We start from the raw sequence: 23385 nt of genomic DNA, 5'->3' as shown, positions 1-23385 counted from the left end.
TCAGCAGGGGGTCCGGGGCCGGCCGGCGGCCCGTCCGAGGGCCGCCCCGAGGGGCCCGTCCGAGGGACCGGCGGGACCGCTCACGGCCAGGCGGGCAGCGGCGGTAGGCGGAGGACGGTCAGGGCGGCCGCCGCGGCCGCGAACCCGAGGACCGCGCCCGCCGCGACGTCACCGGGGTAGTGGACGCCGGTGTGCACGCGCGAGTAGCCGACGGCGACCGCCAGCGCGCCGAGCGGCACCGCCGCCGGGGGCAGCACCACGCCGACGGCGGTGGCGAAGGCCGTCGCCGACGCCGTGTGCCCGGACGGGAAGGAGGCCGACTCGGGCATCGGCACCTGCCGGGCCACGATCACCCGGGCCCGTTCCCGGTCGGGCCGCCGCCGGCGGACCATCCGTTTGCCGAGCAGGTTGGCCGCCGTCGAGGCGAGCGCGACGGCGACGATCCCGACCGCGGCCGCCTGCCGGGGCCGGCCGGGCAGGAGGGCGAGTCCCCCGGCGACGGCCAGCGAGATCTTCGAGTGGTCGGCCGTGCGGGACAGCCGCCGCAGTGCCGTGTCCAGGGCCGGTGTGGGGGTGGCGGCGACGGCCGCGTACAGGGCCCCGTCGACGGCCCGGAGGTCGGCGAGCACGCCCGCCGGGGCGGAGTTGCGCTCAGGCACGGCCACGCTCCTCGGAGTCCGGTCCGGGGCCGGGCCCGGATTCGCGGTGGGTGTCCCGCGGGCCGCGACCGAACGCGAGGGTGGCGAGCCGGCGCCAGTCCACCCGCGGCTTGACGGGGACGCTGCCGGGGCGGTCGCGCGGCACCACGACCCGCAGTGCTCCGGGGCGCAGCGTGCACACCACCGGCGTGGGCATCCGCAGCGCCTCGCCGTCGACGGCCACCGGGATCTCGGCCTCCGCGGAGGTCACCTCGACCCGGTGCGCGGTCAGCACGGTCAGCCCGGTGGACTGCGAGCCCCGTACGGCCAGTTCGGCGGCCTGTGCCGCGCCCTCGACCCGGATGGCGGTGACGCCGAGCAGGCCGCTGTCGAGCCGGGAGCGGCGGCCGCCGCTCTCGAGGTCGTCGGGGGAGCCGTACGGGTTGTTGCTGACCAGCAGCGCCTGCTGGGCCGAAAGCGCCGGGGCCGCGCCGCCGTCGACGAGGGCGTCGACCCGGCGGACGCCCTCGCCGACCAGCAGGTCCGGCAGGAGGTTCAGGGCGGTGCCCGCCTTGGCGTCGCGGTACTCGGGGCGCTGCACGACGTCGGCGTAGACCCCGAAGGAGACGGTGTTGACGAAGGGGCGGCCGGCGACGTCGCCGAGGTCGATCCGCAGTTCCTCGCCGTCGGTCAGCGCGTCGAGGCAGCGGGCCGGGTCGGTGCGGTCGAGGCCGAGGTCCATGGCGAAGTGGTTGCGGGTGCCGGCGGAGATCACCAGGAACGGCAGTCCGTGCTCGGCGGCGACGGCCGCGACCAGGGCCTGGGTGCCGTCGCCGCCCGCGACGCCGAGCAGGTCGGCGCCCCCGGCGGCGGCCTCGCGGGCGAGCGCGGTGACGTCGGAGTGGACGGCGGGGTCGAGCAGGACCACCCGGGCGCCGAGCCGTTCGGCCCGTTCGACCAGCCCGAAGCGGCCGACCTTCCCGCCGCCGGACTTCGGGTTCATGATGAGCACCGCCCGTTGCGGCCGGGCCGCGGCGGTTCCCGGCTGCGCCCCGCTCGGGCGCGCGCGGCGCAGCGCCACCCGGCCGAGGGCGAGTGCCGCGCCCCCGCAGAGGACCAGCAGCAGCGCTGTCGGCCACAGGTCGTGGTACGCGAACAGCACGACGATCCCGATCGGCGCGGCGACGGCGAGCAGCGCTCCGACGAGCCGCACGGCGCCGCGGTGGGCCAGGAACCACCAGACGCCGGCCGCCCAGAGCACCAACCCCAGGAGCCCGATCAGCACCACGGCCAGGCCGCCGTCGCCCAGGACGACCAGCAGCACGACCACGGCGCCGACCGCGGCCAGCAGCGCGCAGCGCGCGAGCACCCGCGCGGTCACGTCCCCGTCGGAGCCGGTCTGCCGCGTCCCGTCGATGTCGTCCTCCCTGAGCCGTGTCCCGGGCGGTCGCTACCCGCGGCCCGGTCCGTGCCAGCAGCCTGCGCACTCCGGCGGTCGGGGGCATCCCGGCCAGGCTGTCCGGGTGAGGCCGGGGACCGTTCCCGCTGCCGCCGGGCCGCGGGGTGCCGGAGGGCGGCCCGGTCAGGCGTGCGGGACGAGGGCGACCGGGCAGTGGACGTGGTGGACGGCCGCGTGGGCGACCGATCCGAGGTGGGTGCCGAGCAGGGGGCGCCGGAGGCGGCGGCCGACGACGAGCAGGCGGGCGGTGGCGGCGGCGTCCACGACGGCGACGGTGGCGCTGCCGCGGATGAGGTCGGCCGTCACGTCCACCTCGGGCCGGCGCTCCCGCCAGGGCTCCAGCAGGTCGGTGAAGCGGGCCTGTTCGGCGGCGGAGAGCTCGTTCTGCACCCCGCCGATGGCGTCGAAGGCCATGTACTCGGTGCCGGACGGCGGGGACCAGACGTGGACGACGCGCAGCGGGGCCGAGCGCCGGGCGGCGGCGTCGAAGGCGAAGGCGAGCACCTCGTCCGTCGGGTGGTCGAGGTCGAGGCCCACCAGGACGGGGCCGGCCGGCTCGTCCGCACCCGTTCGGACCAGCACCACCGGGCAGGCGGCCCGGCGCAGCACCTCCTGGCTCACCGAGCCGACCAGGAAGCCGTGCAGGGCGCCCAGGCCGCGGGAGCCGAGGACGAGCAGGGAGGCCGTCCGCGCGGCGGCCTCCAGCGCGTCGGCCGGGGGGTCGGGCACCTGCGAGGAGGACACCGGGACGTCGACGGTGGTGAGCAGTTCGGCTTCGCGGGCGGCCAGGCGCTCGACCGGGTGGTGCCGCTCGGAGGCGTCCCGCTTCGGCCGGGGCCAGGCGTGCAGGAGGTGCAGGGGGCAGTCGCGGCGCTGCGCCTCGCGGGCGGCCCAGGCGGTGGCGGCGAGGCTCTCGGGCGAGCCGTCGAAGCCGACGACGACGGGGCCGGTCACGGCCTGCTCGCTGCGCCGCGCAGGGAGTCGAGGGCGGCGCCGAGCCGTCGGGCCGCCTCGTCCGCGACCTCGCCCAGTCCGCCGTCCGGGCCGGCCAGCGCGACCAGCGTCTGCGGGTCGACGGCCTCCACCAGGGTGGTGTCGCCGTCGGCGCGGACGACCACGTTGCAGGGCAGCAGCAGCCCGATGCGGCGGTCGGCGTCGAGTGCGCGGTGGGCGAGGGCGGGGTTGCAGGCGCCGAGGATCAGGTAGTCCTCGATCTCGGCGCCGATCTTCTCGTGCAGCGTCGCCCGGACGTCGATGGTGGTGAGGACGCCGAAGCCCTGCTCCTTGAGGGCGGCGGTGACCGCCTCCACCGCCTGTGCGAACGGCCGGTCGAGCCGTACGCCGATCCCGTAGTCCATGGTTCCTCCCGGGGGTCGCGGCCCGGGCCCAGTATCGGCGGCGGCCGGGCCCGCCGCCTCCCGGGGCCGGCTCCGCCGCCTCCAGGAGGGCTTGAGGCGGGCCGGGCACGCTGGCTGCCCCGCGCTGGACGGGTCGGCCGACAGGAGGGCGGGCGTGATCGCTCTGTGGAGGGTTCTGAGGGCTGTGGGCGCGCTGACGGGGTGGGTGTGGTCGGGGCTGAAGCTGCTCGGCGGTGCGGACATGTACGAGGCCGCGGCGCGTGCCGCCGCGGCCCCGGCGGTGGTGCCGGAGCCGCGGCGGTTGTGCGGGCCCGGGCCGGGGCATCCCGAGCGGCTCTGCCCGGAACTGCCCCTGAGCGCGGTGGAGGCGCGGTTGAGCAGGGAGCTCGGTGGGCTCCCCGGGCCGCCCGGTCGGGGTGAGGGTCGGCGGTCGGCCGGTTGAGCGGGGTGCCCGCGGGCTGCGGTCAGTCCGTGCCGACCAGGGCGGCGGAGAGCTCCCAGAGGCGTTCGGCGCGCTCCGGGTCGAGGGCTTCGGGGAGGTAGCCCCGGGGCGGGGTCGATCCGTTCCACGGGCGGGCGACGGCGCAGTCCTCCAGGTAGGCCCCGCCGGTCCCGGCCAGCTCCGGGGCGACCGCCGCCCACACCGAGGTGGCGGCGCCCTGGGCGGCGGTGCGCAGGCGCGGGTCGGGTGTGCCGTCCGGGCGGATCAGGCCGACCGCGACCTTGGTCCCGGTGTCGAGGTGGCGCTGGAGGCCGGTGAGGGCGGCGCCGGGGCTGACGGTGTTGGCGAGCACGCCGCCCGCCCGGTGCCGGCCGGTGAGGGCGACGGCGAAGAGGGCGTTGGCGGTCTTGGACTGGGCGTAGGCGAGGTACGGGTCGTACGGGCGGTGCTCGAAGTGCGGGTCGTCGAGGTCCAGCCCGCCCAGGTGGTGTGCGCTGGAGCCGACCACGACCACGCGGGCGTGTCCGGCCGCTCGCAGGGCGGGCAGCAGGCGGACGGTCAGCGCGAAGTGGCCGAGGTGGTTGACGCCGAGGTGGGTCTCGAAGCCGTCGTGGGTGCGGCCGGGCGGCAGGCCCATGACGCCGGCGTTGGCGACCAGCAGGTGGACGGGTTCGCGCTGTCGGAGCAGGTCGTCGGCGAACTCCCGGACGGAGCGGAGGGATCCGAGGTCGACCGTCGCGACGGTGACGGCCGGGTTCCCGGTGCTCGCCCGCAGGCCGGCGGCGACGGCCTCGGCGGGCCGGAGGGAGCGGGCGCCGATGACCACGCGGGCGCCGGCCCGGGCGAGTGCGCGGGCGGTCTCCAGGCCGATGCCGGAGGCGCCGCCGGTGACGACCGCGTTGCGTCCGGTCAGGTCGTGGCCGGCAACGACGTCCAGCGCGGTGGGTGCGGGCGGGGTGACGGTCGCCATGTCAGGATCTCCTTGCCCCGGAGACGGCGGGCATCCGGTGGACCGGCGGCCCGTCGACCCGCAGCACCTGCTGGTGGACGCGCTGGAGTTCCGCCGACGGGTCGAGCCCCAGCTCCTCGCCGAGCAGGCGCCGCACCCGCTGGTAGGCGTTCAGGGCGTCGCCGCGCCGGCCGGAGCGGTTCAGCGCCAGGATCAACTGGGTGTGGAACCACTCGTTGAAGGGGTAGGCGGAGACCAGGGTCTGCAGTTCGGCGACGAGTTCGCGGTGGCGCCCGAGTTCCATGTCGGTGCGGACCCGGGCCTCCAGGGCGCTGATCCGCCGCTCCTCCAGGTGGGTGGCGTAACTCGCCAGCACGGGGCCGCAGGTGACGTTGGACAGGGCCGGTCCGCGCCACATCGCCAGGGCGTCCTCCAGGAGTTCGGCGGCCCTGAGTGGTTCGTCGTCCTCGGTGAGGAGGCGGGCGTCCTCGACGAGCCGGTCGAACCGGGGCGCGTCGAGCTGCCGTTCGTCGATCCGCAGCACGTAGCCGGGCAGGACGGTGGAGATCATGTGCCCGGCCGCCTCCTCGCCGACTTCGGAGGCGAAGGCTTTGCGCAGTTGGTAGATGTAGGTCTGGGCGGTGGTGACCGCGCTGCGCGGCGGGCGGTCGTCCCAGAGCTCGGTGATGATGGAGTCCAGGCTCACCACCTGGTTGACCCGCAGGAGCAGCAGGGCCAGCAACTGTCGGGTCTTCGGGGGACTGGGGGTCCGCGCACACCCCAGGTGGTGTACCTCCAGTGGTCCCAGCACCTTGAAATCCATGGGAAGCTCCTCGCCGGTCGGCTGAATCCTCATGAACGCGGGCGGCCGGCCCGTTCTGGTGGCCGGCCTGCGATCAGGACCCTAGGAGCCTTGTCCGGGAACGCTCAAGGCGAATGCTTCCAATGGTGCGCCGGACACCCACCTTCGGGGTATCCGGCGATGTCACTGAAGAGAGATGGCGCGTGGCGCGGCCGCTGTGCGGTCGCCCGTACGGGGGTGACTGGCGGCCTACCACCCGCGGGTGGCGGCGGCCGCACCACGGCCGGTTCATCGGAATTGACCCACCGTCAGTTCTGACGATGCGTCAATCCTTCTTCCAGTCCACCCGGTTGGGCCGGGACGTCGACCGGGTCGGCCGGGCCGCCGGCGTCGGGGGATCCGGCTCCGTCCGCGCCCGCGTCGTCAGCCGCGTCGTCGTCCTCGTCGAGGTCCAGGTGGGCGAACTCGCCCAGCGGGACGCTCTGGTCGAGGTGGACGTTCTTGAGGAAGGCGGAGAGGATCAGCACCCCGACCATCACCGGGGTGAGCCAGAAGAACACCTCGGTCAGGGAGTCGCTGAAGGCCAGCCGAAGACCGTCCCGGACCGCCGGCGGCAGCGCCGCGACCACGGTCGGCGACACCGATCCGTCGGAGGGCACCGCCGCGGCCTGGGCGGCTGTCAGGTGCTTGGCGAGGCCGTTCTCGTACTGGTGGCTGAACACGGCGCCGAGCGCGGCGAGGCCGATCGACCCGCCGATGCGCTGGGAGAACGCCGCCGTCGCGGTGCCGACGCCGAGGTCACGGCGTTCGACGGTGACCTGGACGGCGATCACCAGCGGCTGCATCATCAGGCCGAGGCCGGCGCCGAGGATGGTGACGTAGACGGCGAGCAGCCACCAGCCGGTGTGCTCGTCCATCGTGGAGAGCAGGAACATGGTGAGCGCGCCGATCACGGCACCCACCATGGGGGACCACTTGTAGCGCTCGGTCTTGGTGATCAGGTTGCCGCCGACGACCGAGGAGAACATCAGGCCGACCATCAGCGGCAGGGTGAGCAGCCCGGTGTTGGTGGCGGTGATGCCCGTGACCAGCTGGAGGAACATCGGGATGAAGGTGGCCAGGCCGTTGACGCAGGTGAACACCAGCATGCTGGCCAGACAGGCGAACACCACCGTGCGGACCGTGAACAGCCGCAGCGGGATCAGCGGGTCACTGGCGTGCCGCTCGGCCAGGATGAAGGCGGCGACGAACACCGCCATGCCCGCGAACAGGCCGAGGATGGTGGTGGAGGACCAGGCGTACTTGGTGCCGCCCCAGGAGGTCGCCAGCACCAGGCAGGTGAGCGCGCCGGCCAGCATGACGAACCCGGCGTAGTCGATCTTCCCGCCGCGGTTGCGCACCGGCAGCTTGAGCGCGGTGCCGGCCACGGCGAGCGCGACCAGGCCGAGCGGCAGGTTGATGTAGAAGACCCAGCGCCAGGTGGTGTGGTCGACGAAGTAGCCGCCGATCAGCGGGCCGGCCACCGAGGAGAGGCCGAGGACGGCGCCGTACAGGCCCATGTACTTGCCGCGTTCACGGGTGGGCACGATGTCGGCGATGATCGTCAGGGTCAGCACCATGAGGCCGCCGGCGCCCACGCCCTGGATCGCCCGGAAGGCGATGAGCTGGAAGATCGACTGGGCGGCGCCCGCCAGGGCCGAGCCGGCGAGGAACGCGACCAGGGCGAACAGGTAGAGCTTGCGCCGCCCGTAGAGGTCGGCGAGCTTCCCGTACATCGGCGTCGAGATGCCCGAGGCGAGGATGTAGGCGGTGAACAGCCACGAGGTGTACTTGAGGCCGTGCAGATCCCCGACGATCGCGGGCAGCGCGGTGGCGACCACGGTCTGGTCCAGCGCTCCGAGGGACATGGACAGTAACAGGGCCGACATGACGACGGCCAGTTGGCGGCGGCTCAGTGGGCTCCGGGCGGCGTCGCCAGCTGTTGGTGGCACGGGTGGCTCCTTGGTGCGGCTGTCACGGTGGACGGGTGGTCTGGGGTGGTGCCGACGGGTGGTGGGGAGCGGTACGGCGGTGGGGCGCGGGTTCAGCGGGGTTGAGCAGCTTCGGCGCGTCTGGCGGGCGGGGCGGGTGCGGCCTGCTCAGAGGCCCCGCTCGAGCAGGTCGAAGGCCTCGTCGATGAGGTCGGCCGTGGTCCGGCCGTCCTCGTTGATCCAGGAGAAGCGCACCGCCCACTGGATCACCGAGAACGCCGAGGTGACGACGACGCTCGGGTAGCTGTCCTTCATCGCGTCGGCGCCCGTCCGCTCGGCGACCGCCAGGATGAGGCTCCGGAAGATCTCCTCCTCGCCCCCCGAGCCGCGCTTGGCCAGGAGTTCGGGGTGCCGGCGCCACAGTTCGCGCCAGAGTTCGGACTCCTCGCGCGCCGGGACGAAGGAGTCCGCGATCTCCCGGGCGACCACGCGCATCGAGCGGAAGACCGGCTCGTCGGCGGGGCGGTCCTGGAACAGCGCGGTCAGGGACTCCGCCGACCAGGACGGTCGCATCTGGAGCGCTTCGTCCTTGCTGGAGAAGTAGTTGAAGAAGGTCCGGGGACTGATGTCGGCGGCCTCGCTGATGGCCTCGACGGTCATCGCGTCGAGGCCCTTGTCGAGGACCAGGCGGACGGCCGTGAGCGTGATCGCGTGTCTCTTGGCCGCCTTCTGGCGTTCTCTGCGTTGGTCGGATGCACTCATCACCACTGCACTCTATGCAATCTTGGCACTATCTGCAATGCATGCAGAGGTTGCATATTCAGCGGACAATGCAAAAATTGCAGTCAGTGCAACGCGCGGTTCGGTCCGTGGGGCGGCCGGGAGCCCCGGCCGCCCCACGCGGACAGGGCGTCAGCCCGGCTGCTCCCGGATGGAGAGCACCGTCAGCTCGGTCAGGTCCACCCCGTGGGGGCGTGCAGCACGTGCAGCACCTGCTCTGCCACCCTCGCCGGCATTGGTGGAAGCGCAGTTGGGGGTCTTGCCGATGTCGGGGAGGGCGGGTCGCGACGGTGGGGACGGTACGGGTGCGGTCTTGCGGCACGGCACGGCACGGCAGCGCGCGCTTCCCGCACCGCAGCCCAGCGCCGTGCGGGAAATGCGGAACGCGCCCCCGCCGAGGGGTTCGGAGGGGGCGCGTCGGCTCACAGGAAGTAGAGGCGGTTCAGCGGGACGGTGTCGGCGGGTTCGGAGTGGAGCGCGGCGCCGTCGAGGGTGACCAGTCCGCTGCGGGCGTTGACGAGGACCTCGCCGAGGCGGTTGTTGCGGACCATGTCGCGGGGGCCGATGCCGCGGGTGCCCCGGACGGCGACGCGCCGGCGCCGGGTCGTCATGGAGTCGTAGGGGCGGTGTTCGGTGCCGGACTCGGCGGCGGCCCGGCTGGTGAAGGCCACCGACAGGTCGGCGGGGGTGGCGCCGTGGCCGCCGAACAGGGGGCCCATGACCAGGGGTTGGCAGGTTTCGGTGGCGGCGTTGGGATCGCCCGTGACGCCGTACGCGGGGAAGCCGGCCTTGAGCACCATCTGCGGTTTGGCCCCGAAGGAGGCGGGGCGCCAGAGCACGATGTCGGCGAGTTTGCCGGGCTCGATCGAGCCGACCTCGTGGGCGAGGCCGTGGGCGATGGCCGGGTTGATGGTGAGCTTGGCGATGTAGCGCAGCACGCGCTCGTTGTCGTCGTCCGGGCCGTCGCCGGCCATCGGGCCGAGTTCGGCCTTCATCTTGCCCGCCACGGCGAAGGTGCGGCGCACGGTCTCGCCGGCGCGGCCCATGCCCTGGGCGTCGGAGGAGGTGATGCCGATGGCCCCGAGGTCGTGCAGGACGTCCTCGGCGCCCATGGTGCCGGCCCGGATGCGGTCGCGGGCCATGGCGGCGTCGCCGGGCAGGTCGGTCTGGAGGGCGTGGACGGAGACGATCATGCCGTAGTGCTCGCCGAGGGCGTCCCGGCCGAAGGGGAGGGTGGGGTTGGTGGAGGAGCCGATGACGTTCGGCACGCCGGCCATCTTCAGCACGTTGGGGACGTGTCCGCCGCCGCAGCCCTCGATGTGGAAGGCGTGGATGGTGCGGCCGTCGAGGACGCGCAGGGTGTCCTCGACGGAGAGGCACTCGTTCAACCCGTCGGTGTGCAGGGCGACCTGGACGTCGTGGACCTCGGCGACGGACAGCGCGGTGTCCAGCGCCCGGGTGTGCGCGCCCATGTCCTCGTGCACCTTGAACCCGCAGGCGCCGCCCTCGGCCAGGGCCTCGACCAGCGGGGCCGGGTGGGAGGACGAACCGCGGCCCAGGAAGCCGATGTTGACCGGCCAGGCGTCGAAGGCGTTGAAGGCGTGGCGCAGCGCCCAGGGGGAGTTGACGCCGACACCCCAGGCGGGGCCGACCTCCTGGCCGATGATCGTGGTGACGCCGGAGGCCAGCGAGGCCTCCATGATCCGCGGGGACATCAGGTGGACGTGGGTGTCGATGGCGCCGGCGGTGGCGATCAGTCCCTCGCCGGAGACGATGGTGGTGCCGGTGCCGACGACGACGTCCACCCCGTCGAGGGTGTCCGGGTTGCCGGCCCGGCCGATCGCGCTGATCCGGCCCTCCCGGATGCCGATCGAGGTCTTGCGGATGCCCTGGACCGCGTCGATGACGAGGACGTTGCTGATGACGACGTCGCAGGTGTCGCGGACGGCCGCGGCCTTGAGGTGCAGGCCGTCCCGGGCGGTCTTGCCGAAGCCGACCAGGAACTCGTCGCCGGGTGCCTGGGAGTCGGACTCGACGCGGACGACCAGGCCGCTGTCACCGAGCCGGACCCGGTCCCCGGCGCGCGGGCCGTGGACGGCCGTGTACTCGGACGCTTCGATGCTGCTGCTCACGGCTGGTTCTCCTGTCCGTCGTCGACTGCTCCGAGGTAGCCCTGCTCGGCGGCCCGGCGCAGTGCCTCGCGCCGGACCCGGGGCGAGTCCAGCGGGCCGTCGACCAGGCCGGCGAAGCCGATCGCGACCCGCTCGCCGCCGATCGGCACCAGGCCGACCTCGACGGTGGCGCCCGGGTCGAAGCGCACCGAGGAGCCGGCGGGCACCGCGAGGTGCATGCCGTAGGCGGCGGCGCGGTCGAAGGCGAGGCGCGGGTTGGTCTCGAAGAAGTGGAAGTGCGAGGTGACCGAGACCGGTACCTCCGAGGTGTTGCTCACGGCGAGGGTGCGGACGGGCTCCGGCCCGGCCGCGGGGGTGCCGTCGGGCAGCACGGCGCCGGGCGCGGCCTCGCCGAGGGTGCCGCCGCCGAACGGGTCGGCGATCACGGCGAGGCGGGTGCCGTCCTCGAACACGGCCTCGACGTGGATCTCGGTGACGAGGTCCGCGACGCCGGGCAGGACGTCGTCGGCGGCCAGGACGGACCGGCCGCGCGCGACGGCCTCGGCCAGGCGCAGCCCGTCGCGGGCGGCCTCGCAGACGGTGTCCGAGATGAGCGCGGTGGCCTCGGGGACGTTGAGCCGCAGGCCGCGGGCCCGGCGGGCGCGGGCGAGTTCGGCGGCCGTGAAGATCAGCAGCCGGTCGCGTTCGGTGGGGGTCAGCTGCACGGGGGGTCCCTTCTCCCTCGGTGCGGGGCGGTGGGGGTCAGCCGGCGGGCTGGTCGTGGGTGGAGCAGTGGATGCCGCCGCCGCCGGAGGCGATGGTGTCGATCCGCACCGGGACGATCTCCCGGTCGGGGAACTGGTCCCGGAAGATCTCCTGGGCGTGGCCGTCGGCCCGGGCGTCGCCGAACAGCGGCAGGTAGACGCCCTTGTTGCCGATGTAGAAGTTCATGTAGGACGAGACGAAGGAGTCGCCGCGGCCGGTGATCCGGTCCGGGTCCGGCTGGCTGATCTCGATCACCTTGAGCTTCTTGCCGGTCGCGTCGGTGGCCTCGGCGAGGACGGCGCGGGCCTGGTCGGCGGAGCGGGACCAGACGTCCGGCGGGGTGCCGGGGAAGGCACGGTCCAGGAAGACGACGCCGGGGGCGGCGAAGCGGGCGAGGCAGTCGACGTGGGCGTCGGTGATGTCCTTGCCCTTGACGCCGGCGAGCCAGATCACCTTGGTGACGCCGAGGGCCTTCCTGAGTTCCGACTCGACCTGGTCGCGGGTGCGGCCGAGGTTGCGGTTGTCGTTGACGACGGAGCTCTCGGTGACCATCAGGGTGCCCTGGCCGTCGGTCTCGAAGGAACCGCCCTCGGCGGTGATCGGGGTCTCCAGCCGCTCGATGCCGTACTTCTCCAGGACCGCGTGGGCGATCCGGGCGTCGTTGGTGTGCTCCTGCTTGCCGCCCCAGCCGCTGAAGTTGAAGTCGACGCCCTTGACCTTGCCGCCTTCCTCGACGAACACCGGCACGGTGTCGCGGGCCCACAGGTCGTCCACGGGGACGGAGAGCAGTTCGACGTCCGAGCCGCAGGCGTTGCGGGCCGAACCCTCCTGGCCGGGGCGCACGAGCATGACCACCGGTTCGCGCCCGCCGATGGCCCGGGCGACGGAGGCGATGTCCTTGCGGACGGCGCCGAGCTGCTCGCCCCAGACGTTCTCGGAGGCGGGCCAGGCCATGAAGGTCCGCTCGTGCTTCTCCCACTCGCCGCCGAGCCGTCGCCCGGCGGCGGGGGCGGGTGCCGGGGGCTGCGCGGGCGTTTCCGCGGGCGGCCGGCCGGTGGCGGTGGAGGACGGGGTCGCGGGGTCGGCCGGGTCGTCGCCGGAGGCCGCGCAGGCGCTCGCGCCGAGGGCGATCACGCCGGCACCCGCGAGGGAGCGCAGCACCGTGCGGCGGGCGAGGGGGGACTGGGACACGCTGAACTCCGGTGGGGCTGGGGGTGGATCCGGTCCGGCGAGGGAGGGCGGGGCTCCGGGGAGCGGCCCGTGTGGCGCCGATGGGCGGCGGACGGGGGCGTTCTGGTGGACGCGGTCGTCCGGCGGCGCCGTTCCTGAACTCTCGCATTGACTGAAAAATCAGTCAAGCTTTACGGTGAAGCCACCCAAACCACCCCGAGACGACCCGGGCCGCCGAGCGCGCGGCCCCGGTCACGACGATGAAAGGCCGGGTGAGGCGGCGATGCTGCGCAATGGTCTGGAACCCTGGCACCTGCTGGTGATGGTGGCCGTCCTGGTGCTGCTGTTCGGCTCCAAGAAGCTGCCCGAGATGGCACGCGGACTGGGGAAGTCGATGCGCATCCTGAAGTCCGAGACGGCGGCCATGCGGGAGAACGGTCAGCCCGCCGCCGCGACGGCGGAGCCGACAGCCGGGCCTGCTGCCGGGTCGGCGGAGGGGCCGGCGAAGGGGCCGGCGAACGCGCCGGCGGGCGACCCGGTCAAGGCGCCGGCCGGCGACCCGGGGAGGGGGCCGGTCCGACCGGACGGGCCGCCGGTCCGGTCGAGCTGAGCACCCCCGTCGACGCCGAGAGCCGTCGTTCCCCCCACCGCGCGGTGCGGGGGACGACGGCTCTGCGCCGCTCCGGGCCCGTCCGCGCGGCGGGCGGGCTCAGCCGTTGCGGCGGTAGCGGTCCAGGGAGACCGTGACCGGGCCGTCCGGGCCCGCGGTCTGCAGCACCCGGACGACCGCGAGGTCCCGGCCGTCCGCGGACCGGACGCAGAAGGCGCTGCCCGGCCCGGCGGCGGCGAACGGGATCCGTCCGGCCGGGTGGCTGCCGAGCCCCTTGAGGCACTCGGCCACGCCCAGGCCGGCGTCCCTGCCGATGAAGGAGTCGGCGCTCTCCGGGACGAGGAACTCGCCGTCGCCGCGGCCGACGTACCAGGTCGCCCTGTCGATCGGGACCACCGTGCCGTTGGCGAGATCGAACTCGTAGCCGGAGTCCGCCGAGGTCAGCTCGACGGAGCGGTAGACCGGGGCGAAGTCGGCGGCGGGCCCCGGCGGCGGCGTCGACGCGGGCGGGGTGGCGGACCGGGTGGGCGTCGGCGATCCGGTGGGGGCCACCGGGGCCGTCGGGGTGAGCGGCGCGGCGGAGCCGGACACCGGGGCCTCGGCGGTCGCGGCCTCCACCGGCTCCTGGTCGTCGAGCAGGAACACCGCCGCCGCGGCGCCGACGGTCAGGGCGACGGCGGCGGTCAGCGCGGTGCGCCCGAGGGCACGGCGGCGGCCCCGGCCGCGGGCGTCCTCGCGCCGGGCCGCGCGGGAGCCGGTCGACTGCCCGGCCGGCGCGGGCGGAGCGGGGACGGGGGAGGACACCGGGGCGAACAGGGTGGGCGTCGGCGCGGAGGCCGGCGCGAGGACCGTCCGGGCGGAGTCCGGGCCCGGCTGCGCGGCGGCCTCGGCGGGCACCTGGGGGAGGTCGGCGTGCCGGGTGATCTGGCTGGTCAGCGGGTGCGGGAGCCAGTCGTCGCCGAACCGGAGGTGGCCGCCGACGGCCGGGTGGTTCCGGGCGGCGGCGATCACCTCGGCGGTGGTCGGACGGTCCTCCGGCCGCTTGGCGAGGCAGTGCAGGAGCAGGTCGCGCAGGCTCTCCGGGACCCGGCCGAGGTCGGGGTCCTCGTGGACGGTCCGGTAGAGCGCGGCCGGGTCCGGGCCGTCCCCGAAGGGCGGGCTGCCGCCCGCGACGTGGACGGCCAGCGCGCCCAGCGCGTAGACGTCGGTGGCCGGGGTCGCGGCCCGGCCCATGGCCTGCTCGGGCGCCATGTAGGCGGGCGAGCCGATGCGCAGTCCGGTGCCGGTGAGCGCGCTGGCGTCGGCGGCGCGGGCGATGCCGAAGTCGATCACCCGGGGGCCGTCGGAGGCGATCAGCACGTTGCCGGGCTTGAGGTCGCGGTGGACCACCCCGCTGGTGTGGATCGCCTGCAGCGCCTCGGCGATGCCGGCCATCAGCAGCAGGACGGTCCGCTCCGGGAGCGGACCGAAACGCTGCACCACCTGCTGGAGGGAGGGGCCCGGCACGTACGTGGTGGCCAGCCACGGGGTGGCGGCGTCCACGCCGGCGTCGACGACCTGTGCGGTGAACAGTCCGTGGATGCGCCGGGCGCTGGCCACCTCCTGGGCGAAGCGGGCCCGGAACTCCGGGTCCTCGGCCAGTTCGGGCCGGACCACCTTGAGCGCCACCGGCCGCCCGCCGGGCGTGTAGGAGAGGTAGACCCGGCCCATGCCGCCGGCGCCGAGCCGGGCGTACAGCAGGTGGCCGCCGACCTCGCGCGGGTCGTCCGCGGTCAGCTCCTGGAAGACCGGCTGCAGGGCGAAGGGGGATCGGTCAGCGGACATGCGGTGGCCTCTCTCGGCGGACAGGGAGGGGGACGGGAGCCGGAAGGGCGCCCCCGGGCGGCCACGGCGCTGGTCGGCGCAGACGGCATCGCGAAGTTTAGAGGTAGGGTCAGGGTAGTCGTGACGGGCGGACCGGAGGTCGGCGCCCGGGGCCGTCAGCGTTGCAGTTCGGTTTCGACGGCGCTGCGCAGCAGCCGGCGTGCGTGGTCGAGCGGCAGCGAGCCGCTCAGCCACCGCACGCTGAGGCCCTCGACGAGGATCGTGAGCCGCTCGGCGGCGGCCGCGTGCGCGGGAGCGGTGCCGGTCGGGTCGGCCCGGGCGAGGAGTTCGGCGATGTCGTGCACCCAGGTGTGGGTGGTCCTCGCCAGGTCCTCGCGCAGGCTCGGTTCGAAGACCGCGCTGGCTCTCAACTCGCCCCAGGCGGTGCTGTTCTCACGCACGTCGATGCTGTCCTGGAGCTCCCGGAGCAGGACCCGTTCGAGGTCGGCCCGGGGGTCCCCGGTCCGGGGCGCGGGGCCCTCGTCGGCGGTGTAGTGGTCGGCGCGGTCGCTGATGAACTGCAGCGTCTGGCGCAGGATGCCGGCCCGGTCGGTGAAGTGGTAGTAGATCAGCGAGGTGGACACCCCCGCCTCGGTCGCCAGTTCGCCCACGCGCAGTCCGCGTACGCCACGGCGGGCGATCACCCTGGTGGCGGCCTTGAGTATTTCCGTCCGACGGTCCGACATGGTCGCCCACTCTACCGGGCTTCCCGGCTGGTCAGACAGGTTCCTGATGATCGTTTCAGTGAGATGGGCCAGCTTCGAGCCAAAAGCTTGACTGAATTTTCAGTACGGTAGAGGATGCGGGGCAACCCCCACCCCTGCATCACCCAGGGAGTCCCCATGCAATCCCCCACCCCTTCCCGGCGCGCTCTGCTCCGGTTCGGTGCGGCCGCCGCCCCCCTGATCGCCCTCGGCGGCGTCCTGCCGGCCGCGGCCCGGGCCGCGACGGCCTCGCCCGCCGCGGCGGGCGCCACCACGAGGCTGCGGATGCCCGCCGAGAGCGACCGGCACGTCCGCACCTTCATGGCCTGGCCGGCGCTGTCGTCGATCTGGCGGACCCAGCTCTCCGCGGTCCGTGACGACATCGCGCGGGTCGCCTACCAGATCTCCCGCTACGAACCGGTGGTCGTGGTCGCCCGCCCGGGCCAGGCCGCCGACGCGCGGTACTACTGCGGCCCCGGCGCCTACTACGGCATCACCGTCGTCGAGATCTCCAACGACGACCTGTGGATCCGGGACTTCGGTCCGACCTTCGTGGTCGCGCCGGGCGCCATCGCCGGTGTCGACACCAACTTCAACGGCTGGGGCAAGAGCGGCACCCCCTACTACCAGCGCTTCACCGAGGACGCCGCGGTCGCGGCCACCCTGCTCGTCGAGTACGGAATCGACCGCGTCCAGGCCCCCTTCGTCGGCGAGGGCGGCGCCTTGGAGACGGACGGCCAGGGCACCCTGCTGGCCACCGTCAGCTCGCTGGTGAACCCCAACCGCAACCCCGGGATGTCCCAGGACCAGGTCGAACAGGCCCTGAAGACCACGCTCGGGATGGACAAGGTGATCTGGCTGGCCGGCCTGGCGGGCCAGGACATCACGGACGACCACATCGACTGCCTGGCGCGCTTCACCTCGCCCGGCCGGGTCGTCCTCGACCAGCCCGGCCCCGGCACCGACCAGACCTGGATCGACGTCTACCAGCAGGCCAAACAGGTCCTGCGGACCGCGACCGACGCCCAGGGCCGGCCGCTGACCGTCGTGGAGCTCCCCGGCCCCGACCGGGCGAGGATCCGCGGGCGCGGCAAGGACTTCCTGTCCAGCTACACCAACTTCTACGTCGCCAACGGCGCCGTCTTCGTTCCGCAGTTCGGCGACACCTCCGCCGACGCGCAGGCCTACGCGATCCTGCAGGCCGAGTTCCCCGGGCGCGACGTCGTCCAGCTGAACATCGACAACATCGCCTCCGGCGGTGGCGGCATCCACTGCGCCACCCAGTCCCAGCCGGCCGTACCGCCGGCCCTCTGAGACCCCTCGGCGGCCCGTCCGGAACCCCACGGAGGCGGGCCGCCGAGGACTTCCGCTCACACCACCCTCCCTCCCGGCCGGCCGGCGCACCGAAGCCGTCGGCCCGGCCGGACCCGAACAGAAGAGGTTTCCCGTGACGTACCGAATGCCCGCGGAGTGGACCGAGCACGAGGGCTGCCTGATGGCCTGGCCCGTCCGGCCGGAGCTGTGGGGCGACACCCTCGACGAGGTGCAGGGCGAGTACGCGGCGGTCGCCCGCGCCATCGCCGAGTTCGAGCCGGTCACCATGGTGGCGCCGCCCGGTCACGGCGAGGACGCGCGCTCCCGGTGCGGCGAGGGCGTCACCGTCGTGGAGCTGCCGACCGACGACTCCTGGTTCCGCGACTCCGCGCCGATCTTCGTCCTGGACGGGGACGGCCGCCGGGCCGGCGTGGACTTCCGCTTCAACGCCTGGGGCCGCAAGCACCACCCGTGGGACGCCGACGACCGGATCAGCGGCCTGCTGCTGGACCACCTCGGCACCCCGGCGATCCGCTCCGAAATGATCCTCGAAGGCGGCGCGATCACCGTCGACGGCGAGGGCACGCTGATCACCACCGAGCAGTGCCTGCTGCACCCCAACCGCAACCCGGACATGAGCCGCGAGGAGATCGAGGCCGAGCTGAAGGCCCGCCTCGGCGTCACCAAGGTGATCTGGCTGCCCTACGGCGGCGCGCTGGACACCGAGACCGACGGGCACGTCGACGGCGTCTGCGCCTTCGTCGCCCCCGGCAAGGTCGTGGTGCAGCTGCCGTCCGACCCGGAGCACCCGGACCACGTGCGGATGCGGGCCAACCGCACCGTGCTGGAGCACTCCACCGACGCCCAGGGCCGGCCCTTCGAGATCGTCGACCTGACGCAGGCCGCCTTCGTCGAGGTCGACGGGCGCGAGGTCGAGGTAGGGTACCTGAACTTCTACCTGGCCAACGGCGGTGTCGTCGTGCCGGTCGCCGACCACCCCGAGGACGCGGGTGCGCTCGCCGTGCTCGCCGCCGCCTACCCGGACCGGAAGGTCGTCGGCGTGCGGGCCAGGGTCATCGCCTACGGCGGCGGTGGTGTCCACTGCATCACGCAGCAGATCCCGGCCGCCCACGCCTGACCCCCTCGCCAGCGAACGGAGAACACCCCCTCATGACTCCCACCGCGCCCGCGAGACGCGCCACCGCCCCCGGCCGGCTCGCCCTCGCCACCGCCCTGCTCTCGGCCGCGGCCCTGGTCGCCGCCTGCTCCGGTCCGCCGCGCGGCGGCTCCGACCAGGCGGCGGTCCAGCTGTCCGCCGACACCCCGGCGGCCAAGGGCGAACTCGACTCCTTCACCTGGGCCACCTACGCGGAGCCGCCCACCCTCGACTACATCCAGGCCTTCGACTACCCGCAGAACACCGTCCTGTCGAACGTCTGCGAGAGCCTGATGCGCTGGACCCCCCAGCTCACCCTGGCTCCCGGCCTGGCCGAGAAGGCCTCCAACCCCGACGCCACCACCTGGGTCTACGACCTGCGCTCCGGCGTGCACTTCCACGACGGCTCGGTGATGACCGCCGACGACGTCGTCTACAGCCTCGGCCGGCAGACGAACCCCGACAACGCCTCGGCCTGGGCCCAGGTGTTCCAGAACGTCGACTCCGTCGCCAAGACCGGCCCGCTCCAGGTCACCGTCAAGCTCAAGCAGCCGGACTCCCAGTTCCCGCAGTACATGGCCACCGCGGCCGGCGTGGTCGCGGCCAAGGCCGGGGTGGAGGCGGCCGGCAAGGACTACGGCACCGGCGGCAGCCTCGACTGCACCGGGCCCTTCAAGCTCGGGGCCTGGGCCAAGGGGCAGTCGATCGAGCTGCAGCGCTTCGACGACTACTGGGGCACCAAGGCCAAGTCCAAGAAGGTCGTCTTCAGCTTCCTCACCGACCCGTCGGCCCGCACCAACGCGATGCTCACCGGCGACGTCGACGGCGGCTACCTGATCCCGACCGAGAGCTACGACCGGCTGCGCAAGAGCGGCGCCGGCACGCTGTACTTCGGCGAGGGCCTGAGCACCGTCAACCTCAACGTCACCAGCATGCAGGGCCCGCTCGGCGACCTCCGGGTCCGCCAGGCGCTGTCCCTGGCGCTCGACCGCTCCGGCTTCGTCAGGACCGGCCTCGCCGGCGCCGGCACCGTCACGGGCTCGCTCACCACCCGTGCGGCCTGGGCCGGCGCCCCCGACGACGTCCGGAAGTCGGCCTTCGAGCACCTCACCCCGACCGCGCAGGACGTCGACCGGGCCAAGGCCCTGGTCAAGGAGGCCGGCGCCGAGGGCAAGACGCTCACCGTCGCCACCAGCACCATCGGCCAGGACGTCTCCCTGCTCGCCACCGCCGTCCAGGCCGCCGGCGCGAAGATCGGCCTGAACGTCCAGCTGAGGACGATCGCCCCGAACGCCTTCACCGCGCTGTTCACCGACCCCAAGGCCCGCGAGGGCCTGGACATGTTCCCCGAGACCTACTACGACTCGGTCACCGACCCGCTCGACCTGCTCGCCAACTTCAAGACCGGCGCCTACCAGAACTTCGCCGGCTACAGCGAACCGGCGTACGACGGCCTCGTCGACCAGGCGACCGCCGAGTACGACCCGGCCAAGCGCGCGGCGATCGAGGCGAAGCTCCAGCAGACCGCCTCCGAGCAGCTGCTGTGGATACCGGTCGCCGAGTGGCCCACCGCCGTCTTCCTCAACAAGCGCATCACCGGCGCCCCCACCACCATCTCGTACATGTACTACCCGTGGGCCGCCGACGTGGGGGCCGCGCGGTGAACTTCCTGAGATTCGCCGTACGGCGGCTGGTCGAGATGGCCGCCACCCTGCTCGGCGCGTCCTTCGTGGTGTTCGGCGCGATGTACCTCGCGCCGGGCAACCCGGCGAGCTTCCTGCTGTCCGGCCGGTCGGCCTCGCCGGCCGCCCTGCAGGCGATCAACGACCAGTACCACCTCGACGACCCCTTCCTGGTCCGGTACTTCCGCTGGCTCGGCCAGGTGCTGCAGGGTGACTTCGGGCGCTCGATCACCTACCGCACCGACGTGTCCACGCTGCTCGCCGACCGGCTGCCCGCCACCCTGACGCTGGTGGCCATGGCCCTGGTCGTGGTCGTCCTCATCGGCCTGGCCCTGGGCTGGATCGGCGCGGTGCGCGGCGGCGCGACCGACTCGGCGATCCTGCTCTCCACCACGCTCGCGGTCGGCACCCCCTCCTTCGTCGCGGCGGTCCTGCTGCAGGGCCTGTTCGCGGTCAAGCTGGGCTGGTTCCCGACCAGCGGCACCGGCGACGGCTTCGGCGACCTGCTGTGGCACCTCACCCTGCCGGCGATCGCCCTCGCGCTGTACCTGATCGGGATGCTCGCCCGGGTCACCCGCTCGGCGATGCTGGAGGCCCTGGAGGGCGAGCACGTCGCCGTCGCCCGCAGCCGCGGCGTGCCCGAGCACGAGGTGATCCGCCGCCACGTGTTCCGCAACTCGCTGGGCACCGTCCTGACCACCGGCGGCCTGATCGTCTCCACCCTGCTCGTCTGCACGATCCTGGTGGAGTCCGCGTTCAGCATCGGCGGCATCGGCCAACTCCTCGAACTGTCCACCACCACCAAGGACTTCCCGACCGTCCAGGCCATCTCCCTGCTCATCGTGGCCCTGTTCATGATCGTGAACCTGGTCGTCGACCTGCTGCACCCGCTGGTCGACCCCCGGGTCACCCTCGGCACGAGGAGGTCCGACGCATGAGTGTCGCCCTCACCCGACGGCCCGGCCTCGGCCGCCTCAAGGCCGCCCGCGCCCCGCTCCACCTGGCCTGCCTCGGCATCGTCGCCCTGGTGGTCCTCGCCGCCCTGCTCGCACCCTGGGTGGCGCCGGCCGACCCGAACGCCGTCGACCTCGGCAACGCCCTCGCCGGTCCCTCGCCGGACCACCTGCTCGGCGTCGACGCGGCCGGCCGCGACACCCTCTCCCGGCTGCTGCTCGGCGCCCGCACCTCCCTGCTCGGCCCGCTCGGCGTCGTCGCCTTCTCCACCGTCGCCGGCGTCGTGGTCGGCCTGGCCGCCGGCTGGCGCGGCGGCTGGATCGACTCCGTGCTGTCCCGCAGCACCGAGCTGGTCTTCGCCTTCCCCGGCATGCTGCTCGCCATCCTGATCGTCTCGGTGTACGGCGAGGGCCTGATCGCCCCCGTCCTCGCCCTCGCGATCGCCTACCTGCCGTACGTCTCGCGCCTGACCCGCTCCCTGGTGCTGGCCGAACGGATGCGGCCCTACGTCAGCGCCTACCAGGTCCAGGGCCACTCCGCGGCGCAGATCTGCCTGCGGCACGTCCTGCCCAACATCGCCCCGATCGTCCTCGCCCAGTCCACCATCAACTTCGGATACGCCCTCATGGACCTGGCCGGCCTGTCCTTCCTCGGACTCGGCGTCCCCGCGCTCACCCCCGACTGGGGGCGGATGGTCTTCGACGGCCAGACCGCGATCCAGCACGGCTACCCGCTGTCCGCGATCCTGCCGTGCGTCCTCATCGTGCTCACCGTCGTCGCCTTCAACGTCGTCGGCGAGCGCTGGGCCGACCGCGTCGCCCGGAGGACCCCATGAACCCGGGGAAGCACATGAATCCCGAGGACTCCGCGAATCCCGGCGAACGGGTGCACGCCCTCGACGTCAGGGGCCTGCGGCTCCACCTGCCCGGCGCCGCCCGGCCCGTCCTCGACGGGGTCGACCTGACCGTCGCCCCCGGCGAGACCGTGGCCCTGGTCGGCGAGTCCGGCTCCGGCAAGACCCTCACCTCGCGCACCGCCCTCGGCCTGCTGCCGACCGGCGCCACCGCCGAGGGCAGCGTCCTGGTCGACGGTGAGGACGTCCTGACCATGGGCCCCGACCGGCTGCGCGCCCTGCGCACCGGCCGGGCCGCGATGATCTTCCAGGACCCGCGGGCCGCCATCAACCCGCTGCGCCGCGTCGGCGACTTCCTCACCGAGGGCGTGCGCCGCACCGGCGTCATGACCGCGGCCGACGCCGACCGGCGCGCGGCCGAACTGCTCGACGCCGTCGGCCTCGGCCCGGAACTGCTGCGCAGCTACCCCGGCCGGCTGTCCGGCGGGATGCTCCAGCGCGTCATGATCGCCGCCGCGCTGATGGGCGACCCGGTGCTGCTGCTCGCCGACGAGCCGACCACCGCGCTCGACGTCACCAGCCAGGCCGAGGTCGTCGCGCTCCTCGACCAGTTGCGCGAACGCTTCGGCACCGGTCTGCTGTTCGTCACCCACGACCTCGGTCTCGCAGCCGCCATCAGCGACCGGGTCCACGTCATGTACGCCGGGCGGATCGTCGAGCACGGGCCCGCCGAGGCGCTGTTCGAGCGGCCTCGCCACCCGTACACCGCCGCGCTGCTCGCCGCCACCCCGCGGCTGGACAGCGGGCCCGGCCGGCTCTCCGCCATCGACGGCCAACCGCCCGACCTGCGGCAGGAGTTGACCGGATGCGCGTTCGCCGCCCGCTGCCGGTACGCGACCGACCTGTGCCGTGAGGCAGCCCCCGCGCCGGGCCCGGTCGCCTGTCACCACCCGCTCGAAGGGAGCCGCGCCGATGACTGAGGCCGTCCTGCAGGTCAACGGGCTGTGCCGCACCTTCGGCAGCGTGCGGGCCGTGGACGAGGTCTCGTTCACCCTCCCGGCCGGCGGCTCGCTCGGCATCGTCGGCGAGTCCGGGTCCGGCAAGACCACCACCGCCCGCATCATCGTCGGCCTCGAACAGGCCGACGCGGGCGAGGTGTCGGTCCGCGGCCGGGCCCGGACCGGGCGGGCCCGGGGGAGGGTCGAACGACTGGCCCGCGCCCGCGAGGTGCAGATGGTCTTCCAGGATCCGTTCCTCTCCCTGGACCCGCGCACCAGCGTCGAGGCCGTCCTGCGGGAGACCCTGCGGCTGCACTTCCCCGGCACCGACCACGCGGCCAGGATCCGGGAGCTCCTCGACCAGGTCGGCCTCGGCACCCGGGCGTCGGAGGCGCTGCCCCGGCAGCTCTCCGGCGGCCAGCGCCAACGCGTCGCCATCGCACGGGCGTTGGCCGTCCAGCCGGACGTACTGGTACTGGACGAGGCGGTCGCCGCACTGGACGTCTCGGTCCAGGCGCAGGTCCTCAACCTGCTCGCCGACATCCGCGAACGGACCGGCGTCGGCTACCTGTTCATCACCCACGACCTCGGCGTGGTCCGCTGCGTGACCGACGACGTCATCGTGATGCGGCACGGCCGGATCGTCGAGTCCGGCCCCACGTCCGACGTCCTCGGCTCCCCGCAACACGCCTACACCAGGCTCCTGTTGGAGTCCGTTCCCCGGCCCGGCTGGGATCCCGACCGGATCGCCGCCGCGCGCCGCGCACTGTAAGACGGCCCCGGCCCGGCAGGCGGTGGGACCTGCCG

22 protein-coding genes are annotated in these 23385 nt (G+C 73.8%); 9 read left to right on the top strand and 13 right to left on the bottom strand.

Features of this window, described 5'->3' with window-relative positions:
• Nucleotides 1-80 precede the first annotated feature (80 nt).
• From ACFV04_RS00110 to ACFV04_RS00095, 4 genes are all read right to left on the bottom strand, one after another.
• Complete coding sequence (locus ACFV04_RS00110) at nt 81-665, bottom strand: phosphatase PAP2 family protein (RefSeq protein ID WP_380525722.1); 585 nt, start codon at nt 663-665, stop codon at nt 81-83.
• Nucleotides 652-2019, bottom strand: a complete 1368-nt coding sequence (locus ACFV04_RS00105) for a diacylglycerol/lipid kinase family protein (RefSeq protein ID WP_380525720.1) — start codon at nt 2017-2019, stop codon at nt 652-654. Before ACFV04_RS00105 ends, ACFV04_RS00110 begins: the two co-directional genes overlap by 14 nt.
• A 201-nt stretch (nt 2020-2220) precedes the next feature.
• The gene (locus ACFV04_RS00100; protein WP_380525718.1) at nt 2221-3051 is read right to left on the bottom strand and encodes a universal stress protein; all 831 of its coding nucleotides are present in this window, start codon (nt 3049-3051) and stop codon (nt 2221-2223) included.
• On the bottom strand, nt 3048-3455 hold the full coding sequence (locus ACFV04_RS00095; RefSeq protein WP_380337357.1) for a DUF302 domain-containing protein: 408 nt from the start codon (nt 3453-3455) through the stop codon (nt 3048-3050). The genes ACFV04_RS00100 and ACFV04_RS00095 overlap by 4 nt, the downstream gene beginning before the upstream one ends.
• Here ACFV04_RS00095 and ACFV04_RS00090 point away from each other — a divergent pair.
• Nucleotides 3454-3897 carry a DUF6059 family protein gene (locus ACFV04_RS00090; RefSeq protein ID WP_380525716.1) on the top strand — a complete coding sequence of 148 codons (444 nt, stop codon included), beginning with the start codon at nt 3454-3456 and terminating at the stop codon, nt 3895-3897. The two genes, ACFV04_RS00095 and ACFV04_RS00090, sit on opposite strands and share 2 nt — an antisense overlap.
• A gap of 22 nt (nt 3898-3919) precedes the next feature.
• On the opposite strand, the gene ACFV04_RS00085 is transcribed toward ACFV04_RS00090, so the two are convergent.
• The 7 genes from ACFV04_RS00085 to ACFV04_RS00055 form a co-directional block, all read right to left on the bottom strand.
• Nucleotides 3920-4867, bottom strand: a complete 948-nt coding sequence (locus ACFV04_RS00085) for an SDR family NAD(P)-dependent oxidoreductase (RefSeq protein WP_380525714.1) — start codon at nt 4865-4867, stop codon at nt 3920-3922.
• 1 nt (nt 4868) lies between these two features.
• Entirely contained in the window at nt 4869-5669 is an 801-nt protein-coding gene (locus ACFV04_RS00080) for a BTAD domain-containing putative transcriptional regulator (protein WP_380337348.1), read from the bottom strand.
• A 287-nt stretch (nt 5670-5956) separates the two neighbouring features.
• Nucleotides 5957-7639 carry an MDR family MFS transporter gene (locus tag ACFV04_RS00075; protein ID WP_380525712.1) on the bottom strand — a complete coding sequence of 561 codons (1683 nt, stop codon included), beginning with the start codon at nt 7637-7639 and terminating at the stop codon, nt 5957-5959.
• 147 nt (nt 7640-7786) lie between these two features.
• Nucleotides 7787-8380: a TetR/AcrR family transcriptional regulator gene (locus ACFV04_RS00070; protein WP_380525710.1), complete on the bottom strand. Its 594-nt coding sequence runs from the start codon at nt 8378-8380 to the stop codon at nt 7787-7789.
• 440 nt (nt 8381-8820) lie between these two features.
• Nucleotides 8821-10530, bottom strand: a complete 1710-nt coding sequence (locus ACFV04_RS00065) for an urease subunit alpha (protein WP_380525708.1) — start codon at nt 10528-10530, stop codon at nt 8821-8823.
• Nucleotides 10527-11234 carry an urease subunit gamma gene (ureA, locus tag ACFV04_RS00060; RefSeq protein ID WP_380337243.1) on the bottom strand — a complete coding sequence of 236 codons (708 nt, stop codon included), beginning with the start codon at nt 11232-11234 and terminating at the stop codon, nt 10527-10529. Before ureA ends, ACFV04_RS00065 begins: the two co-directional genes overlap by 4 nt.
• A 37-nt stretch (nt 11235-11271) precedes the next feature.
• Entirely contained in the window at nt 11272-12465 is a 1194-nt protein-coding gene (locus ACFV04_RS00055; protein ID WP_380525705.1) for an agmatine/peptidylarginine deiminase, read from the bottom strand.
• Between the two features lie 262 nt (nt 12466-12727).
• On the opposite strand from ACFV04_RS00055, the gene tatA reads away from it, so the two are divergent.
• Entirely contained in the window at nt 12728-13054 is a 327-nt protein-coding gene (tatA, locus tag ACFV04_RS00050) for a Sec-independent protein translocase subunit TatA (RefSeq protein WP_380525703.1), read from the top strand.
• Between the two features lie 99 nt (nt 13055-13153).
• Here tatA and ACFV04_RS00045 read toward each other — a convergent pair whose 3' ends face one another.
• Together ACFV04_RS00045 and ACFV04_RS00040 are read right to left on the bottom strand one after the other, a co-directional pair.
• On the bottom strand, nt 13154-14878 hold the full coding sequence (locus ACFV04_RS00045; protein ID WP_380525701.1) for a serine/threonine-protein kinase: 1725 nt from the start codon (nt 14876-14878) through the stop codon (nt 13154-13156).
• Nucleotides 14879-15033: 155 nt separating this feature from the next.
• Nucleotides 15034-15603: a TetR/AcrR family transcriptional regulator gene (locus ACFV04_RS00040; protein WP_380525699.1), complete on the bottom strand. Its 570-nt coding sequence runs from the start codon at nt 15601-15603 to the stop codon at nt 15034-15036.
• 156 nt (nt 15604-15759) lie between these two features.
• On the opposite strand from ACFV04_RS00040, the gene ACFV04_RS00035 reads away from it, so the two are divergent.
• From ACFV04_RS00035 to ACFV04_RS00005, 7 genes are all read left to right on the top strand, one after another.
• The gene (locus ACFV04_RS00035) at nt 15760-16935 is read left to right on the top strand and encodes an agmatine deiminase family protein (RefSeq protein ID WP_380525697.1); all 1176 of its coding nucleotides are present in this window, start codon (nt 15760-15762) and stop codon (nt 16933-16935) included.
• 133 nt (nt 16936-17068) lie between these two features.
• Complete coding sequence (locus tag ACFV04_RS00030) at nt 17069-18073, top strand: agmatine/peptidylarginine deiminase (RefSeq protein ID WP_380525695.1); 1005 nt, start codon at nt 17069-17071, stop codon at nt 18071-18073.
• 32 nt (nt 18074-18105) lie between these two features.
• Nucleotides 18106-19755: an ABC transporter substrate-binding protein gene (locus ACFV04_RS00025; protein ID WP_380525694.1), complete on the top strand. Its 1650-nt coding sequence runs from the start codon at nt 18106-18108 to the stop codon at nt 19753-19755.
• Entirely contained in the window at nt 19752-20711 is a 960-nt protein-coding gene (locus ACFV04_RS00020) for an ABC transporter permease (RefSeq protein ID WP_380525692.1), read from the top strand. The genes ACFV04_RS00025 and ACFV04_RS00020 overlap by 4 nt, the downstream gene beginning before the upstream one ends.
• A complete protein-coding gene (locus ACFV04_RS00015; RefSeq protein WP_380525690.1) occupies nt 20708-21562 on the top strand; it encodes an ABC transporter permease in 855 nt (284 codons plus the stop codon). Before ACFV04_RS00020 ends, ACFV04_RS00015 begins: the two co-directional genes overlap by 4 nt.
• A complete protein-coding gene (locus ACFV04_RS00010; RefSeq protein WP_380525688.1) occupies nt 21559-22560 on the top strand; it encodes an ABC transporter ATP-binding protein in 1002 nt (333 codons plus the stop codon). The genes ACFV04_RS00015 and ACFV04_RS00010 overlap by 4 nt, the downstream gene beginning before the upstream one ends.
• On the top strand, nt 22553-23350 hold the full coding sequence (locus ACFV04_RS00005; RefSeq protein ID WP_380525686.1) for an ABC transporter ATP-binding protein: 798 nt from the start codon (nt 22553-22555) through the stop codon (nt 23348-23350). The genes ACFV04_RS00010 and ACFV04_RS00005 overlap by 8 nt, the downstream gene beginning before the upstream one ends.
• The last annotated feature ends 35 nt before the right edge of the window (nt 23351-23385 follow it).

This window comes from Kitasatospora sp. NPDC059599 (assembly GCF_042735125.1).
Classification (GTDB): Bacteria; Actinomycetota; Actinomycetes; order Streptomycetales; family Streptomycetaceae; genus Kitasatospora.
The sequence above is the reverse complement of the archived record's forward strand: the minus strand, read 5'-3'. Positions and strand labels throughout refer to the sequence as shown.

What these genes read in the sequence shown, in the direction of transcription:
- ACFV04_RS00090 (WP_380525716.1), top strand. Translation starts at nt 3,454, where the DNA reads ATGGTTCCTCCCGGGGGTCGCGGCCCGGGCCCAGTATCGGCGGCGGCC.
- ACFV04_RS00070 (WP_380525710.1), bottom strand. Translation starts at nt 8,380, where the DNA reads ATGAGTGCATCCGACCAACGCAGAGAACGCCAGAAGGCGGCCAAGAGA.
- ACFV04_RS00010 (WP_380525688.1), top strand. Translation starts at nt 21,559, where the DNA reads ATGAACCCGGGGAAGCACATGAATCCCGAGGACTCCGCGAATCCCGGC.
- ACFV04_RS00080 (WP_380337348.1), bottom strand. Translation starts at nt 5,669, where the DNA reads ATGGATTTCAAGGTGCTGGGACCACTGGAGGTACACCACCTGGGGTGT.
- ACFV04_RS00005 (WP_380525686.1), top strand. Translation starts at nt 22,553, where the DNA reads ATGACTGAGGCCGTCCTGCAGGTCAACGGGCTGTGCCGCACCTTCGGC.
- tatA (WP_380525703.1), top strand. Translation starts at nt 12,728, where the DNA reads ATGCTGCGCAATGGTCTGGAACCCTGGCACCTGCTGGTGATGGTGGCC.
- ACFV04_RS00025 (WP_380525694.1), top strand. Translation starts at nt 18,106, where the DNA reads ATGACTCCCACCGCGCCCGCGAGACGCGCCACCGCCCCCGGCCGGCTC.
- ACFV04_RS00045 (WP_380525701.1), bottom strand. Translation starts at nt 14,878, where the DNA reads ATGTCCGCTGACCGATCCCCCTTCGCCCTGCAGCCGGTCTTCCAGGAG.
- ACFV04_RS00040 (WP_380525699.1), bottom strand. Translation starts at nt 15,603, where the DNA reads ATGTCGGACCGTCGGACGGAAATACTCAAGGCCGCCACCAGGGTGATC.
- ACFV04_RS00035 (WP_380525697.1), top strand. Translation starts at nt 15,760, where the DNA reads ATGCAATCCCCCACCCCTTCCCGGCGCGCTCTGCTCCGGTTCGGTGCG.
- ACFV04_RS00085 (WP_380525714.1), bottom strand. Translation starts at nt 4,867, where the DNA reads ATGGCGACCGTCACCCCGCCCGCACCCACCGCGCTGGACGTCGTTGCC.
- ACFV04_RS00095 (WP_380337357.1), bottom strand. Translation starts at nt 3,455, where the DNA reads ATGGACTACGGGATCGGCGTACGGCTCGACCGGCCGTTCGCACAGGCG.
- ACFV04_RS00015 (WP_380525690.1), top strand. Translation starts at nt 20,708, where the DNA reads ATGAGTGTCGCCCTCACCCGACGGCCCGGCCTCGGCCGCCTCAAGGCC.